The 16,136-nt window shown below is 34.9% G+C and carries 12 protein-coding genes and 1 tRNA gene; 7 read left to right on the top strand and 6 right to left on the bottom strand.

Annotated features, from left to right (window positions below):
- The first annotated feature begins 770 nt into the window (after positions 1 to 770).
- Positions 771 to 1,547, top strand: coding sequence for a hypothetical protein (locus TERY_RS02660; RefSeq protein WP_011610406.1), 777 nt, complete (start codon positions 771 to 773; stop codon positions 1,545 to 1,547).
- 188 nt (positions 1,548 to 1,735) lie between these two features.
- Here the strand turns inward: TERY_RS02660 and TERY_RS02655 are convergent, their stop codons facing one another.
- The 5 genes from TERY_RS02655 to TERY_RS02635 form a co-directional block, all read right to left on the bottom strand.
- Complete coding sequence (locus TERY_RS02655) at positions 1,736 to 2,065, bottom strand: Uma2 family endonuclease (protein WP_011610405.1); 330 nt, start codon at positions 2,063 to 2,065, stop codon at positions 1,736 to 1,738.
- A 252-nt stretch (positions 2,066 to 2,317) separates the two neighbouring features.
- Positions 2,318 to 3,298 (bottom strand): zinc-binding dehydrogenase, encoded by a 981-nt coding sequence (locus TERY_RS02650; protein ID WP_011610404.1) that lies wholly within the window; start codon positions 3,296 to 3,298, stop codon positions 2,318 to 2,320.
- A 20-nt stretch (positions 3,299 to 3,318) separates the two neighbouring features.
- Positions 3,319 to 4,347, bottom strand: a complete 1,029-nt coding sequence (locus TERY_RS02645; protein WP_196797206.1) for a zinc-dependent alcohol dehydrogenase family protein — start codon at positions 4,345 to 4,347, stop codon at positions 3,319 to 3,321.
- Between the two features lie 225 nt (positions 4,348 to 4,572).
- Positions 4,573 to 5,988: a bifunctional UDP-N-acetylglucosamine diphosphorylase/glucosamine-1-phosphate N-acetyltransferase GlmU gene (gene glmU / locus TERY_RS02640; protein ID WP_011610402.1), complete on the bottom strand. Its 1,416-nt coding sequence runs from the start codon at positions 5,986 to 5,988 to the stop codon at positions 4,573 to 4,575.
- A 314-nt stretch (positions 5,989 to 6,302) separates the two neighbouring features.
- Entirely contained in the window at positions 6,303 to 7,205 is a 903-nt protein-coding gene (locus TERY_RS02635; RefSeq protein ID WP_011610401.1) for an MnmC family methyltransferase, read from the bottom strand.
- Between TERY_RS02635 and TERY_RS02630 the strand changes: the two genes are divergently transcribed.
- The 4 genes from TERY_RS02630 to TERY_RS02615 all read left to right on the top strand — a co-directional run bounded on the left by TERY_RS02630 (position 7,204) and on the right by TERY_RS02615 (position 12,447).
- Complete coding sequence (locus tag TERY_RS02630; protein WP_044136322.1) at positions 7,204 to 8,463, top strand: hypothetical protein; 1,260 nt, start codon at positions 7,204 to 7,206, stop codon at positions 8,461 to 8,463. The genes TERY_RS02635 and TERY_RS02630 overlap by 2 nt on opposite strands.
- 304 nt (positions 8,464 to 8,767) lie before the next feature.
- Complete coding sequence (locus TERY_RS02625) at positions 8,768 to 9,316, top strand: hypothetical protein (protein WP_011610399.1); 549 nt, start codon at positions 8,768 to 8,770, stop codon at positions 9,314 to 9,316.
- Positions 9,317 to 9,335: 19 nt separating this feature from the next.
- Positions 9,336 to 10,160: a sulfurtransferase gene (locus TERY_RS02620; RefSeq protein WP_155994637.1), complete on the top strand. Its 825-nt coding sequence runs from the start codon at positions 9,336 to 9,338 to the stop codon at positions 10,158 to 10,160.
- Positions 10,161 to 10,788: 628 nt separating this feature from the next.
- Positions 10,789 to 12,447 (top strand): tetratricopeptide repeat protein, encoded by a 1,659-nt coding sequence (locus tag TERY_RS02615; RefSeq protein ID WP_196797205.1) that lies wholly within the window; start codon positions 10,789 to 10,791, stop codon positions 12,445 to 12,447.
- Positions 12,448 to 12,901: 454 nt separating this feature from the next.
- Here TERY_RS02615 and TERY_RS02610 read toward each other — a convergent pair whose 3' ends face one another.
- On the bottom strand, positions 12,902 to 14,413 hold the full coding sequence (locus tag TERY_RS02610) for an MBOAT family O-acyltransferase (protein ID WP_044136320.1): 1,512 nt from the start codon (positions 14,411 to 14,413) through the stop codon (positions 12,902 to 12,904).
- A gap of 242 nt (positions 14,414 to 14,655) precedes the next feature.
- On the opposite strand from TERY_RS02610, the gene TERY_RS02605 reads away from it, so the two are divergent.
- Positions 14,656 to 14,728 (top strand) — tRNA-Phe (locus TERY_RS02605).
- 716 nt (positions 14,729 to 15,444) lie between these two features.
- Positions 15,445 to 15,636, top strand: coding sequence for a sigma factor (locus TERY_RS02595; protein WP_044136317.1), 192 nt, complete (start codon positions 15,445 to 15,447; stop codon positions 15,634 to 15,636).
- Positions 15,637 to 16,136 lie beyond the last annotated feature (500 nt).

Genomic DNA, 16,136 nt, shown 5'->3' with positions numbered 1-16,136 from the left:
GGAACAAAATGTTTTTCTCTATCTCTCAAGCAAAACACCTGAGAAAGTGGATTTTTTTAATCTTTTAATTACGTCTACATTCAATCAAACTGTTAAGGTATGGTTTATAAGTAAATAATTTAACTTAAATTGAAAAGTTCAACTTTTTAGGCACTGCTACGTGTAATTCCTGAAATTCCTGGTTATTTATAAGTTGATCTACTATAACTGCTTTGCTCAGAAATGCTTATGTCATAAGATATTTGCGATTTCAATAGGGTTTGTAAATTTTTACTTTTTGCTTTGAAATCACCAGAAGGTTAGCGCGTGATGTGCGTGCAGAGATGAATGGTAAGTATATAATTATCACATCAATAATTATATACAAATCTTAATAGTTTATCCAGTAGACATTTTGGTTAAATTTAGTTATAATAAAAATAAAAAAATCAAGAAAAGCTTTGCTAGTAATTGAGGCTAAATTAAAAGGCACCCAAAATCAATACAAAGTTTTAGATGAAATGATTCTTACAGGTCAATTCATGGTTAAATAGCTGTTTGCGCTATTGGATAGACAATAAAAACGTCAAACAGAAGGATTTACAAAAACTTTGTGCAATGCTTGCATACATATAACAATTTTCCTGAGTGGTATTTTGAATAATTCTCAAGCAGAGTCCAACAGACCCAATTTAGGAACTCATGTTTTGAAGTTGGGCTGAACTATCGGTCTGTGGCGGAGCAATAACTCAAATGCAAACGTTTGAAGTATTAACATAATTAATAAAGATATGAAAAAACTACTGTCTTGTCTACTATTAAGTGTCGCAGCTACATCTGCACTGACAACCTCTGCTCAAGCTGGGACTTTCTATGTGTCAACTAACGATAATCAGATTGGCGCATTCGATGACTTAACTGGATCTTACACTCAGCTAGCATCAACTCCAACTTTTACTGATATTGCTCTCTCGCCTTCGGAGCAACTCTTCGGTATTACTTTCAATAAACTATATTCAGTAGATTTAGATTCAGGAACAAATAACTACGTTGGTCGTTTAGGAAAAGGAAAAAGCCTTAATGCTCTAGGTTTTAGCAATGATGGCAAGCTTTATGGCACAGGGGGTTCCAGTTTCTACTCTATTGACACTAGCTCGGGAAGAGCATCGCGTATATCTTCCAACTCAGGTTTTTCCAGTAGTGGGGATATTGTTTTTGATGCGGCTCGCGATATTTTTTGGGCAACCTCTGTTGGCGATTCACTATGGAGTATTACACGAGATGGTGTAGGCACAAAAATTGGTGATATTGGATACGGAGGAGTTTATGGTCTTGCTTTTGGTGATGATGGATCCCTATTTGGCTATACTGCAAATCAAGACCAACTTGAACTTGATCTAGGAACTGGTGTTGGAACTTTCGTCAGGAAAATTCCTGGCTTGAATTCTCAAGAAATCTGGGGAGCTACCTCTGAGGCAGATGGAACAGCAGTTCCAGAACCAGGAATGACTCTAGGGTTACTATCTGTAGGCGCATTATTTGTAGGTTCCCGACTGCAGCGCAAGTAATCTAATTGCTTTGGCTCATTATTAAGAAACTGGGTGTTTGGAAGACATATGTCACTATAATTTTCCATAATGTTTTAGATTGGAGCCAGGGCAAAATTTTCTCAATTTTTATAGTTATTATGCAGCAGTTTTCAGATTAATGAACTCAGTACAGACATTGTATAGAAAACCCCTAAATTTCCCATACTCTAGTATTCCCCTACTTCCTCCAAGACAAAATCCTCTACTACTAAGCAAGGATGATAAATAATTTTAGTAGCACGTCGGTCTCTTTGATCGCAAGTTACCATGACATCAGGATAATAAAAAGGCCTTTTTCCTGATACTCCCAGTTTGGCATCCGCCATTAATACTTTACACCCTTTACCCCGCATCTGAGCTTTTAAGGCCGTCGCCAAATTAAGACTAATCTCATTATAAGGAATAGTTCCCCCAGTCATAGCCAAAACCTGACTGTTCATATATCCATATTTAATCGGTTGTTTCTCCTCCCAGTCAAGGTATTCTTGGGGAATCATTTTATCTAGTTTGGGAACTGTTACTATTGTTTTTGTCCTGGTAATTAAGGTTTCGATTTAATTTTAGCAGATTCGGGCTTTCTCTTGTTTGCTGCTGCTAGGCTTAGTCTTTTTCTAACGAAATACTTCACAAATATGTCGGGTAGGGAAACAGAGAGGCTGGGCAAACGTTCGATACTTCCCAATACTAATGCGAACAACTAAGCCTAGAAGTGCAATTTTTTTCTGATCAACACTTAATAAAACCTGACATTATCGAATTTCAGCAACTATTTTTCCTCTTACATGACGACCTTTCAAACGATTTAATGCTTTCGGTATTTCCTCCAAACTAATTACTTCAGTTAACATCGGACTAACTTTCTTTTCTCTTACTAATTCTCCCATTTCTCTCCCCATTTTTCCTAAATCTTGAATCGCTTTTTTATCCCCAGATAAATAAGCACCTCCTAAAGCAATTTGATGGATAGAAGCAGCAAGACTAAAAGATTTGAAATTACTAAAATCAGGCAAAGCAGCAATACAAGCAATTCCACCATTAAATGCCAACATTTTCAAACCTGTTGTTGCAGTTTCCGAACCAACCGTATCTAAAATAGCATCAACACCACGGTCGTTAGTAATTTCCTTGACTCTTATAACTACATCCTGATTTTTATAATCAATTAAATGCTTTGCTCCCAACTTTTGCACATAATCAAAATTACTCTGAGAACAAGTTGTAATCACCTCCAAACCTGCCAAAGATGCTAACTGGAGGGCAAAACTACCAACTCCACCAGCACCACCATGAATTAAAATAGTTTGTTTTGATTGAATATGCAAACGGTGATGCAAAGCATGGTAAGCAGTGAAACCAGCACAAGGAATAGCAGCAGCTTTTGTAAAAGAAATACCCTCTGGAAGTGGAGCAACTGCTAAAGCGTTAGCATTAGTATATTCTGCATAAGCTCCTGGTTTAGATAAATTTCCATGATAATAAACCTGCTCTCCAACCTGCCATTCAGTCACATCAGTACCGACAGCATCCACAACCCCTGCCACATCTAACCCCAAAATAAATGGATAACTCCATGTTGAAAAACCCCCAGCAGCAAGTTTGTAGTCAACAGGGTTTAGTCCGACAGCATGAACTTGTACCCGTATTTCCCCTGCTGCCGGTTGTGGTAAAGGTATTTCTGTAATATATAAACTATCAGGAATTCCCGGTTTTTCTAAAACTAATGCTTTCATCTTTACCTCCTGATCAAAAACTAAAATTGAATTGTAATTTTACCAAAATGGGAACCTATTTCCATATAACTTAGTGCTTCTGGAGCTGACTCAAATGGAAAAATGCGATCACAGACCGGATGCAACTGAGAAAGATCTATCGCCCTATTCATCGCTTCAAACATTTGACGGGAACCCACAAAAATACCATGTATCCGAACTTCTTTCATGAGTGCAGGTAAAATATTAAATTCTGCTTGCGCTCCTGCCAATATACCTATTAAACTTATTTGACCTCCTATCTTTACTGCTTTTAAAGACTGACTCAAAGTCTTGGCTCCACCAACTTCCACAACATAGTCAACTCCAGTGCCCTCAGTCAAGGCTAACACTTGTTTTTCCCATTTAGGTACAGATTTATAATTAATCATATCAGATGCACCCAACTGTTTCACCCGCGCTAATTTTTCATCACTACTGGAAGTTGCGATGACTCGTGCTCCTGCCATCACTGCAAACTGTAAGGCAAATAAGGAAACTCCACCTGTTCCCATTACTAATACTGTTTCCCCTGGTTTTAAACCAGCTTCTATTAAAGCGTGCCAAGCTGTTACTGCCGCACAAGGTAAAGTAGCTGCTTCTATATCAGATAAGTAAGATGGAATATTTACCACTCCATCTTCCGACAAAATTACATATTCTGCTAACATTCCGTCAATTTCACCACCCAAAGCTGACCTGGCTGCTTCTCTAGTCAAGTTACCAGATAACCATTTCTGCATAAAAATGCTAGCAACTCTATCTCCAGGTTTCACTTTAGTGACACCTTCCCCCACTGACACAACCTCTCCAACTCCATCAGAGCATGGAATAACAGGTAGAGGTAGATGGGGGTTGTAAGCACCTTTAACCATTAAAATATCTCGATAGTTAAGGGAGACAGCTTTAACTTTCACTAAAACTTCTCCAAATTTTGGTTCTGGTTGTGGTCTTTCAGTACAAACTAAGTTGCCAAATTCTCTAACTTCAAAAGCTTTCATAAAATTATCTCCAAAGTTTGCGTATGACAAAATACTTAATTATTAATCTGGTTAAGTATTTATTTACTTATAGAAGGAAGGCAGAGGGTAGAAGGGAATATGATATTAAATTAATTAATATCTTTCAGGTTTGATCAGGGGAAACCCTATTGTTTTTTCTACCAACATCTAAAAAAAAATTAGGCGTTACTGATGGCTATGTATGATCTCATAAGTTATTGAAGTTTCGCGGTTGATCATAAACTTGAAAATTATTCAGGGCGATGACTTATTTTCTTCTTTCTTACTTTCATCGGACTGCTTCAACCTCCAACCTTTTTTTACAGCTTGTCGAGCGCGACCAATAACTAAACTATCATCTTCCACATTCTTTGTCACTACCGAACCTGCAGCTACTGTCACATCTTCTCCTAAAGTTACAGGAGCAACCAGTACACTATTTGACCCAGTTTTCGAGCGATCGCCTATTTTAGTCTTATGCTTTTTCACCCCATCATAATTAGCTGTAATAGTGCCAGCGCCAATATTTACTTTTTCTCCCAAAGTCGCGTCCCCCAAATAGGACAAATGAGCTGCATTAGAGCGATCGCCAACCGTTGCTTTTTTCAATTCCACAAAATTGCCAATTCGACAGTGAGAACCCACCTGAGAGTCACCCCGTAAATGTGCATAAGGACCAATACGAGTATTGTCGGCCACCATACTATCAGAAATCACAGAGTACAAAACCGAAGTATTTTTACCTATATGACTATTTTCAATCAAACTTCCCGGCCCAATGCGACTACCAGAACCAATTATACTCGAACCCCGAATATGAGTTTGTGGTTCAACAATCACATCCTGCTGTAGTAAAACTGTATCATCAATTGTAATACTATCAGGGTCTATCAACGTGACTCCGGCCTCCATCCAATCATCTTTGACCCGCACCTGCAAAATTTCATGAGCTTTAGCTAAATGTTTACGGTTATTAATACCAAAAATTTCTTGATAGTCATTCACATCAACTGCCATGACAGGGTCAAGAAGAGGAACCACATCTGTTAAATAATACTCTTGTTGGTCATTGTCTGCTTTTAGTTTAGGCAATATATTTGCTAAAGCAGGCCAGTTAAAACAGTAAACTCCGGCATTAACGCGATGGTTTTTTGTTTGGGCAGCAGTACAGTCTCGCTCTTCTACTATTTGAGTCACAAAATTATTTGTATTACAGAATATTCTACCGTAACCTTTAGGATTAGGAAGATTAGCAGTCAAGATAGTCGCTGAATTTTTATTTTGCTGATGGGTATCAATTAACTGCTTAATAGTTTCGGGTCGTAATAATGGTACATCTCCATTTAAGACCAGCAGCTCCTCAGAAAAATCTTTCAGATAAGGTAATAATTGTTGAATAGCATGACCAGTTCCCAATTGTTCCGTCTGTTCTACAAATTCTAGTGTAGGAGTATTATCATTATCAATATTATTGTTATTATCTAGGAGAGACTTTTGTACAAGGCCCCCACGATAACCAACTATTACCATTATTTTTGATGGTTGAATAGAAACACAACTTTTGATAACTCGTTTGACTAAAGTACAAGAACCTAATTGGTGTAATACCTTAGGTAAGTCTGACTTCATTCTAGTGCCACGTCCAGCCGCTAAAATTGCTACCGCTACCATAATTTTTGAATTATTTGCTTTCTGAATTGAGAAACGTTTAATCACGAATCTACAGTATTTATATTCTCATATTTGACTGACAATTAGAGCTATGGGAGTAGAAAGTAAGAAACATCTTATCAGAGTAGGTTTTTTACTTTGCAGCATTAAAGACTTTTTGATACATCCCTAAATTTTTATGAGGTATCAGTTTTCCTTGTTTCTACTGCCTTGTCTACTTTCCCCTAGTGTCGTCTTTGGTTTATCCTATTATCTCTTTTCTATGAGAAACTTTTTGTGGTAACTCAAAAATTTTTATGGCTGCATTATTACTTTTAACTTTTAACTTTTCTAGACCAGCGTTTTTTCCAATGAGATGTCGGTTCTAAGGATGATTTTTGTTGTTCTAACTCACGGCGATGCGCAATAATTTCACTAGAGTCTGATAGTTGTGGGTCACGGTAAGGAATACTAGCCCGAGTAAGTAAGTGTTCTTTTTCCTTGTCTGAAAGTGGGGGTAAATTTTGAGCCACAAAACTGGCCACTGTTCCTGGCGATCGCCTACCTACTGGTATTGTAGAACCAATTTTTAAACCAGCTTCAAGTAATGCTGTTCTGACTGCTGCAGAACAGGAATATGTTGCCAGAATACCATCAGGCTTTAGACAACTACTCACTAAAGATAAAAATTCTACTGTCCAGAGTTGAGGACAACTGGGTGGTGAAAAGGGGTCTAGAAATATAGCATCTGTATGGAAGCTAAAATTACTTAATTGTTGAATAGTTGTCCTTGCATCTCCTATTAGGAGCTTGGCCTCTATTTTCTCTGTTTGTAATTCATGGGTTTGGCCATATGTAGATAATAATTCTGGCACAGGATCAGGCCAATTATCTAAAAGACCTTTGGCGATCGCTGCTTTTGGTACTTCTGGGTCTAACTCTAGTCCTACCTGTATGATTTTGCAGCTAGGGTTAATTCTCCAAATAGCTGCCAAAGCTGAAGCTGTATTATATCCTAGTCCATAACAAACGTCAAGTAAATAAACTACAGATCTATCTACTCTAGATAATAGTTGAACTGGATCAACAAATTTATATTCTGCTTCTTGTTGAGCGCCAAAATAAGAGTGAAAGGTTTCACCAAATTCGGGAGAAAAAAAGGTCCATGAGCCATCTGCTGTTAGTTGTGGTATAAATCTGTAATCTTTCAATTCTTCCTCCTGAACATTAATTATCATGAACAAACCGAAAAAATACTACTTACCAATATGTTTTCGTCATCCTAGTTCTTGCTTAAAAGCTTTAATTATGCTTTATTTTTTGACTTTTATTATCACCATAATTAGAGATTTTGAACTAGGAGTATATTTTGAGGAACAACTCGGGGGCAGTTTAGAAATATTGGTTTGTTTGAGTATTATTATTTTATTTTTTTGGATTCCTGTTTTTGCATTTGCACATCATTTTTTTATTTTATTCTTTCATACTATTCGGCAAACTTTTTCTAAAAGATATCGTTATAATTTATTTTTTTTTCCAGTGACTATAAGTTGGTGGAAAGCTTTATATAGCTGGTTAGTTACTATTATTAGTACCTTAGCAGCTATTTTAGTATCTACATTGATCCTACCTTGGTTTAACCTAAATTACACAGTTTTTATCTTAGAAAACAATCGTTTTTTATATCCTAATTCAGTTATTGATAAGTTGCTTTTATTTGTATTTGTTAGTGTTTGGCTAATAGTCGCTACTAAATTATATCAATTTGAATTTATATCAAACAAAAAAAATATGTTAAGTAAAAAAAATCATTATGCTCCAGCTAAAACTTCCAAAGTTTATCCCAAAAATAAAAATAAACCCCAAATTAATGTTAATAATCTAGATAATCAACCAGCAAAATATAGCACTTATTATGGAGTAAACAAAATCAAAAAATCACAACGTCCCCGTAATATTGTCTACAGTAAAAAACCAAATAAATCTCAAAATTCTTATATAAAAAAAATACAGAAAACTATTAAACGTAATTTTTTAATATTACTAATTCTTCCCATACTTGGATTAGGTATATATTGGTTTTCTACATGGAAATTAGTTTCTAAAACTGCTGTAGTTGTAGAAAATGAAATTCCTTCGTCAATACCAAAAAAAGTTAATTCTGAAAACCCAGAAGTTAGAGAGGTAAAAACTAAATCTATATCTCTATCTTCTCCAGGAAAACAATCTGCATCCGTGACGACAAAAACTATTGTTTTACCACCACCTGACCCATTTATATTAGCAGTTAACCGAGCTATGAATGCAGCAGAAATGGCACAGTCTGCCCAATCTAAAATAGAATGGGAAGCAGTAGCAAGTCAGTGGCAAGACGCAACAGAATTAATGAAAATTGTCCCTCCATCTCATCCTAAATATAAGAAAGCTAGAAAAAAAATTAACGAATATCAAAGTTACACTAATTATGCTATTAGAGTGGGGAAAACTAATAGGTAAAGGTAAAACAAAGGAAGAAAAAGAGAAATAATACTAATTTATCAAATATTACTAGAGTTACAGCTTATGCAGAAAAGTCGTAAATAGAATCTGATCAAGATAGAGAGTCTTATGTCACAATAACGATGAGCTTTAGTTATTAACTATTGGGAATGAAACTCATAGCTGAATGCTTACGATATAGCATTTATTCAGTTACTAAATTACAATGATTTTTCTTATTTTCTACTACCTTTTTTTCTCTGTAATAATTTTGCACACAAAGTGCCGACCTGCTCACTATTCCCTAAAACAAAGGTAATTAATGATGGTTCAGTATAGATTTATTCAGCTTGCCAGACAAGGAAATTCTAAAGCGATCGCTACCCTATTAAATAATAAATTACATTCTAAAGGTATTAATGCAAAAGTTAGTGTAGTTAATAATTGCTTATACATACTCCTAGAATCTGATGAACTGCCAGAGAGAAGTATAATTATATATATAGTCAGAAATCAACTACTAGAAGTAAAACTGGATGCAATTAAAATAGTCAAATTATCGTTCAAAAGATACATTGATAAGTATCCTACCTGGGGTCAAACATTAGATTTAAAGTTAAACTCTTTATCTAGTTTAAAATTAGCTAGTTCTTCTGATAATAAACAAAGTGTATTTTCTCAAAAAAATAAAATTAATCCCATCAAAAATCAACGTTTAAATAATCTCAGAATAAGTATCCTAACTTTAGGGATAGTTATGATAATATTATTTATATCTTTAGTTGTTTTTATTGGGAAAAATTTAGTAAAGCAATCATCACAAACTCCTAACAGGGGTACAACTTATCCAGAAGTATTACCAACAGAATAAAACCTAATTTAACATGAACATAACTAGTACAAATCTCTTGATTGATCCTGAGTGGCTGGCCAATCATCTGAGTGACCCAAATCTAATTATTATTGACTGCCGTTTTTCCTTAGCAGATCCAGAATTAGGCAACAAACAATATCAAGAAAGTCATATCCCTGGTGCATTCTATTTAGACCTCAACCAAGACCTTTCCAGCCCTGTACAAAAACATGGTGGGCGTCACCCACTACCTGATCCTAATCAACTGGCACAAAAATTAGCAACAATAGGTGTTAAATATCAAGAAACTCTCATAGTAGCTTATGATGATTCTCGCTTTGCCTTTGCTTCCCGTTTATGGTGGTTATTAACATATATGGGCCACGAAAAAGTAGGTCTTTTGGATGGCGGTTTTTCTGGGTGGCAAAAAGAATATTCAGTTACAAATAAAATTCCTACTCAAAATCATGGTTTTTTTCAACCTCAAATTCAACAAAAAATGGTGGTAGATATAGAAACAGTTAAAGCCAAAAAAGATTTGTCGGGAGTTGTTTTAGTTGATTCGCGAGATAGCGATCGCTACTTAGGAAAACATGAACCTATTGACCCTATTGCTGGTCATATTCCAGGGGCTATTAATTATCCTTGGAAACAAGTTACTGGTGACAATAGCAAGGCTAAAGTTTCGGAACAAGTTTCTCGTTGGAAAGAGGTAAAAAATGCTGAGGATATTGTTGTTTATTGTGGTTCTGGTGTGACTGCCTGTGTAAACTTATGGTCCTTAAAAATAGCTGGTATTAATACAGGAAAACTTTATGCAGGTAGTTGGAGTGATTGGTGTTCTTATTTGCTAGATAATTAAGTAAAGTAATAAATAGTAATTAAAAAAATAATAATATTATCTATGGTTGAGTATTTTACTATTAGAAAATCAAATATAAAAATCTAGAAATTAACTATGTAGTGAAGACTTAATATAATAAATATTTATAGTTTAAAATGTAGTCTTTTATATAAATTTATAGTTAACTTTTATGTCTCTATATATTAATTTTTATAGATTACATATTTGAACTTTTATTGAGCCATAAAATTACTGAATATAGCAAAGTTTTTTTTTAGATATTTCAGAAGCGATAACTTGTGAAAATATAAGTTTTATTGGATAAATCCTGAATAGTGTTGGCGGTAAAAAAGTTGTTAGAAAGTTGTTAGTTGGTAATGAATATTTTCCCCTTGATCAGGACTTACACGAAACCCTTATAATTTTAATTATGTATAGTGTTATAATTTTTTCTACTTGGGAACTACCCACTGTTCAGGTTAATATTACTGTACATTGTTAAACATTTGAAGTCTACTCATAATATCGGAATAAGGAAAAAAAAATCTTGAAAATGCTAATATAAAGTTAAGCATAATCTCAGATTCAAAACCAATTTATTCAATCATTAAAAACCATACTTATGAATATAAAAAACAAAAAAAAATTGATTTTTATTCTCTCTGTGTGTGTCACTACTTGCATTTATATTACACTAACTTTCAATCCTTCTTGGTCAGCTACTGAGAAAAATCAAAATCAATTAAATAGTGTAGTTCCTTTATGGAACAACTTAGGAAATATCCACCATAAAATTACAACAACTTCTCCTCAAGCTCAACGTTATTTCGATCAAGGTTTAACCTTTATTTTTGGCTTCAACCATGCTGAAGCTAAACGTTCTTTTCAACAAGCTACTCAAATAGATTCTGATTGTGCTATGTGTTATTGGGGCATGGCTTTATCAGAAGGTCCTAATATTAATGCTCCAATGAATCAAGAATCTATTCCTACTACTTATAAAGCTATCCAAAAAGCTCAAAAACTTTCTACTAAAACTACTCCTATAGAACAAGTTTATATTAAAGCTTTATCTCAAAGATATTCTGATCAAAATTTAGAAAATCGTCAACCTTTAGATATGGCTTATGCTAATGCCATGAGAGAACTTTCTCAACAATATCCTAGTGATTTAGATGCAGCAACCCTATTTGCTGAATCTTTAATGGACTTAATGCCCTGGAATTACTGGCAAGAAAATGGTGAACCTCAACCTTTAACAAATGAACTGGTTAAAACATTAGAATTTGTATTAGAAAAAAATCCAAATCATCCCGGAGCAATACATTATTATATTCATACCCTCGAAGCTTCTCCATATCCAGAAAAGGCAGAAAAAGCAGCCGATCGTCTCAGTAATTTAGTTCCGGCTTCTGGTCATTTAGTACATATGCCGTCTCATCTTTATCTCAGAATTGGTCGTTATCATGATGCAGCGAGAGTGAACCAAAAAGCAATTAAAGCAGATGAAAAATTTCTAGCAACTTCTCAACAAAAGGGATTATATTCAGCACTTTATTATCCTCATAATATTCATTTTTTCTGGTCAGCAGCTAGTATGGAAGGACGTAGCGAAGATGCAATTAAAGCGGCTAGAAAATTAGTAGATAAAGTTTCTCTTCTGGAAGTTAAGCAAATTCCTTTTTCTGAAATTTTTCTACCTACTCCCTATTTTTCCTTGGTGCAATTTGGTAAGTGGGATGAAATTCTTACTGAATCTCAACCATCAAATGAGTTTCCCTTTACCATGGCAATGTGGCATTATGCAAGAGGTATGGCATGGGTTGGTAAGGGAAATTTAGAAAATGCTGAATTTGAGAATCAAAAAATTAAAGACTTATTACAAAATTCAGAATTTAGTAGTTTAGAAACAGCAAATGTTCCTGCTACAAATATAATTTCAATTGCTAATCATTTATTAGTAGGAAAAATGGCAGAACTAAAACAGAAAAATAAAGAGATGATTTCTGAATACCAAACTGCTGTAAAACTTCAAGATAATTTACCTTATATGGAACCTCCTTATTGGTATTATCCTGTGCGTCAATCTTTAGCTGCAGCTTTGTTAAAGTTAAATAGGGAACAAGAAGCAGAAGCAGTTTATCGTAAAGATTTACAACAGCATCCAAATAATGGTTGGTCTTTATATGGGTTAGTAGAAAGTTTATCAGCACAAGGTAAACAAAAAGAAGCTGCAGAAGTTAAACAAGAGTTTGAAAAAGCTTGGTCTGAAGCAGATATTAAATTAACTAGTTCTGAGCTTTAAAATTGGTTATCTAAAGTAATTTATCATCCAGAGTGTATACTAAAACAAAAAAAAATTTTTATTTCACCAGTGTGGGAATTTCTATCTAATATTACATCTCACATTCCCTACTTCATTCCAAGAATAGAATAGCTAGGAACGTTGCATATAACCTCCCTACAGAAGAACAAGAAATATACTCTCCGGTAAGCCCTACCAGGAGGAGAACTCGGATGTCTTTTTCCTTTTATTTTTCTTTATGGGAGTTCCCAAAATACTAACTTTTTCAGCTTGAATGACTGAAAACTAAGTACTTAAGTCATGAAAAAAAGCCTCAGACCAATATGAGTGATAACTTTTATATTTAATCAACAAGAAAAAATTAGTATTTGCCTTTCTTCTTTGTTGTTCTTTTTCCCTTTTTTTTTGATTTATTTTGATTAGCTATTTCACAAAATTAATCATATCAAAATAGTCAAAAATCAAAATAAATATAAGGCAAACCTTCTGGCGCCAATAACCAAACAAAAAAGAAAAATACAGGTACTAATAAAACTTTTAACTGCCAATTTAACTGTAATTTTAAACCCCAATGAAACCAATAATTAATCGCCATAACCATCACAACCCCACCAATTAACCACACCAACTGTAACCTTTCTAAACCCATTGCTTCCAGATAAACTTTATCCACAAATTGAACATCTGCATCATAACCCCACCAATGATAAATTACCCACATAGAATCTCTCAGATTTGGTAATCTAAAAAATATCCAACCCCCAAAAACCATACTCTGAGTTAACAACCAACTCACCAAAATTCCTAACCAACTTTCCCAGATTTTCTCGGCATTAATTTTTTTAGAAATTGCCTCTACTAAACGATGAATTACTAATGCTAAACCATGTAAAATACCCCAAACAATAAAACCCCAACTAGCACCATGCCAAATACCAGCAATTAACATCAAAATTAACAAATTTAAACAAGTACGAAATAACCCTACCCTGGAACCTCCTAAGGGAAAATACAAATAATTTCTCAACCAATTTCCTAAAGTCGTATGCCACCGGCGCCAAAATTCGGAAATACTTGTACTAAAATAAGGAAAATCAAAATTTTGTGGCAAACTTAAACCCATTAAGAAAGCAGTGCCACGAGCTATATCAACATAAGCAGTAAAGTCTAGATAAAGTTGTAATCCATAGGCAACAGTTGCTAACCACAAATCACCACTTCCTGCTCTTTGCAAATTACTAAAACTGAGCTCTACAAAAATTCCTAAATTATCAGCTATTAAAGCTTTTTTTACTGCCCCAGTTGCAATTAACCAAATTCCTTCGGTTATTTGTTCTAAACTTGGGAATTTTAAGGCTGGTATTTTAACTGAAACTTGACTATCTTTTTTGCTAGTCATTCCTAGCTGATTTTGTAGATAATGATAGCGAGTAATTGGACCAGAAATTAGTTTGGGAAAAAATAATTTATAAGATGTAAATTCTAGTAAAGAAGTAGCGGCAGGGGCACCTCGATAAATATCAATTAAATAAGCTAGACATTCAAAACAAAAAAAACTTAGTCCTAAAGGAGCTATCAAATTATTTTTAACGGAAAATGCAGTTTCTAACATCAAAGGTTGATTGTAAAAAATGCCAATGCTATTAAGTATAAAAGGTATATATTTAAAGCTTAATAAAAGTAAGATATTAGAAACTATACCTAACCACAATAATAGTAAGCGACCTCGGTTCCATTTTGTATTGGCAATGCGCCAGTCTTTGGGTTCCCCAATAGCTTGAGCGAGGTAAAAATTTAATAGGGTAATTATGAATAGCAGCGGAATATATTGGGGTTGAATTGTAGCGTAGAAAATTAAACTGGCAATTAAGAGGATAAATACTCGCCAAGACTGTCGTGGCATTGACCAGTAGATTCCTAATACTATTAATAAAAATAGAGCATAGTTAAAGGAGATAAAAGTCATTTCAGTTATCAATTATCAGTTATCAGTGATTAATTATTAGTTATCAGTACTTCTGGTCATCTCATTACTTTAATTCTTACTTTTGACTTTTAACTTTTTATTTTTGACTTTTGGCTTATAACAATTATGCAAATTAAGCTAAGATTATTATATAGTATGTATTACAGCTAATAATAAAAAAAAAATCTCAAATACTTGTCAAAATTATATCTAGTCTGCTACTATAATAAAAGTGAAAAAAAGCCGGGATAGCTCAGTTGGTAGAGCAGAGGACTGAAAATCCTCGTGTCGGCGGTTCAAGTCCGCCTCCTGGCATTCATCTATATAATTCTTTCCATTTCTTACTTTGTTTATAGTAAATTTTTTTACTAAGATGAAGGAGTCTTAATTCATTAAGAAATAGGACATTTATAAACTTGTTGATTTATTGGCCGAGCTTTTTACCTCACTAATTACTGAATAATTGGCTATATGGCATCTATATGTGGCCAAAAAAAGAGTTCTAATCCACTTTTATAGTCAACCCGTTTTTTAATGTCTGTTCTTTTTCAACATCCATTCATATCATCTCCCCTACTAACCTACTCCCTTACTCCCTTACTCCCTTACTCCCTTACTCCCCAGTAGGGCAAGTCAAATTAGTGGGTCTTCAATTGCTAGTTTTTTAGACTTGGACGATCTACAAGTTGATCAAAAACGTGTCAAATATAGATTTAGTGGTAAACGAGTGAGAAGAAGACTTTATAAAGCTTCAAATGGTCTCAAATACAATGCTGATGTCAATGGAAGTTTAAACATATTACGAAAAGCAATCCCAAACGCTTTTAGCAATGGGATAATGGGTGTTGTAGTTCACCCCGTAATGGTGAGCCTTAATTAAAACTAGGTCAAGGAATATTTTTCTATAGATTTAGTAACTATTAATAAAAATATTAGGACTTACGCAGCACCGCAATATATACAGGACTTAGGCAAAGACACTATACTATAGCGCATGAGGATTTCGATGAAATTGCTGCTGTCTGAAGTATATGAACTTTAACCAGGCAGATGCGGAGGATGCTCTAAGTGAGGCCATGGTGAAGGCATGGGATAAGGTGCGGAAGTTCGCTGGGAAAATCGCTAATTTGTCAGCTTGGTTGACGACCCTGACTCGGAATTTATGTCTGGATATCATGGGCAAACGTTCTCGGGGTGCTATAGGTGTAGATGATATAGAGTAGATGGGATACGTACGCTTAAAGAGACCGAGGGTCTTGATGATCCTGATGTTATTATGTCAAGTCCCGAAGTACGCGTATGGCAGTATTATGTCAGCGCGATCATGGAGAAGGAAGGAAACAATCGAATAATTATCGCAAGGGATACAGAACAGAGGGACCCAAGACCTCCATATTCTGTTGTCAAATTAAAAGATGGTTTACCTCTCGAAGTATTAAAACAGTTCGGCTTCGAAGTAAGCGCCTACAACATAACATGGCGACTGCTGACAATAAACCTCAATGATGGATCCGCACGGATGAAAGCAAGTCGTAGGCGCCAGCGAACTAGCGGGCGGATCGTATAGGGCTTAGAACGGGAAATAAAAAAAATATAAATAGAGCTAGAATATAAGGGATGCTAAGGAATCCCGCGCTGCCTCGTCAGAGCAGCCTCGGGAGGATGTCAACCTAGCAACTCTAACCTCTGAACTCCACTTCTAACCTGAATCAACTAACGGCGA

It is taken from the genome of Trichodesmium erythraeum IMS101 (assembly GCF_000014265.1).
Taxonomy (GTDB): Bacteria; Cyanobacteriota; Cyanobacteriia; order Cyanobacteriales; family Microcoleaceae; genus Trichodesmium; species Trichodesmium erythraeum.
Note: the sequence above shows the minus strand (reverse complement) of the source record. Positions and strands in the feature narration are given on the sequence as shown.

Excerpts from the sequence above, each read along its gene's own strand:
- TERY_RS02660 (WP_011610406.1), top strand. The coding sequence starts at position 771 with ATGAAAAAACTACTGTCTTGTCTACTATTAAGTGTCGCAGCTACATCT.
- TERY_RS02655 (WP_011610405.1), bottom strand. The coding sequence starts at position 2,065 with ATGATTCCCCAAGAATACCTTGACTGGGAGGAGAAACAACCGATTAAA.
- TERY_RS02650 (WP_011610404.1), bottom strand. The coding sequence starts at position 3,298 with ATGAAAGCATTAGTTTTAGAAAAACCGGGAATTCCTGATAGTTTATAT.
- glmU (WP_011610402.1), bottom strand. The coding sequence starts at position 5,988 with ATGGTAGCGGTAGCAATTTTAGCGGCTGGACGTGGCACTAGAATGAAG.
- TERY_RS02630 (WP_044136322.1), top strand. The coding sequence starts at position 7,204 with ATGAACAAACCGAAAAAATACTACTTACCAATATGTTTTCGTCATCCT.
- TERY_RS02635 (WP_011610401.1), bottom strand. The coding sequence starts at position 7,205 with ATGATAATTAATGTTCAGGAGGAAGAATTGAAAGATTACAGATTTATA.
- TERY_RS02625 (WP_011610399.1), top strand. The coding sequence starts at position 8,768 with ATGATGGTTCAGTATAGATTTATTCAGCTTGCCAGACAAGGAAATTCT.
- TERY_RS02610 (WP_044136320.1), bottom strand. The coding sequence starts at position 14,413 with ATGACTTTTATCTCCTTTAACTATGCTCTATTTTTATTAATAGTATTA.
- TERY_RS02595 (WP_044136317.1), top strand. The coding sequence starts at position 15,445 with ATGAACTTTAACCAGGCAGATGCGGAGGATGCTCTAAGTGAGGCCATG.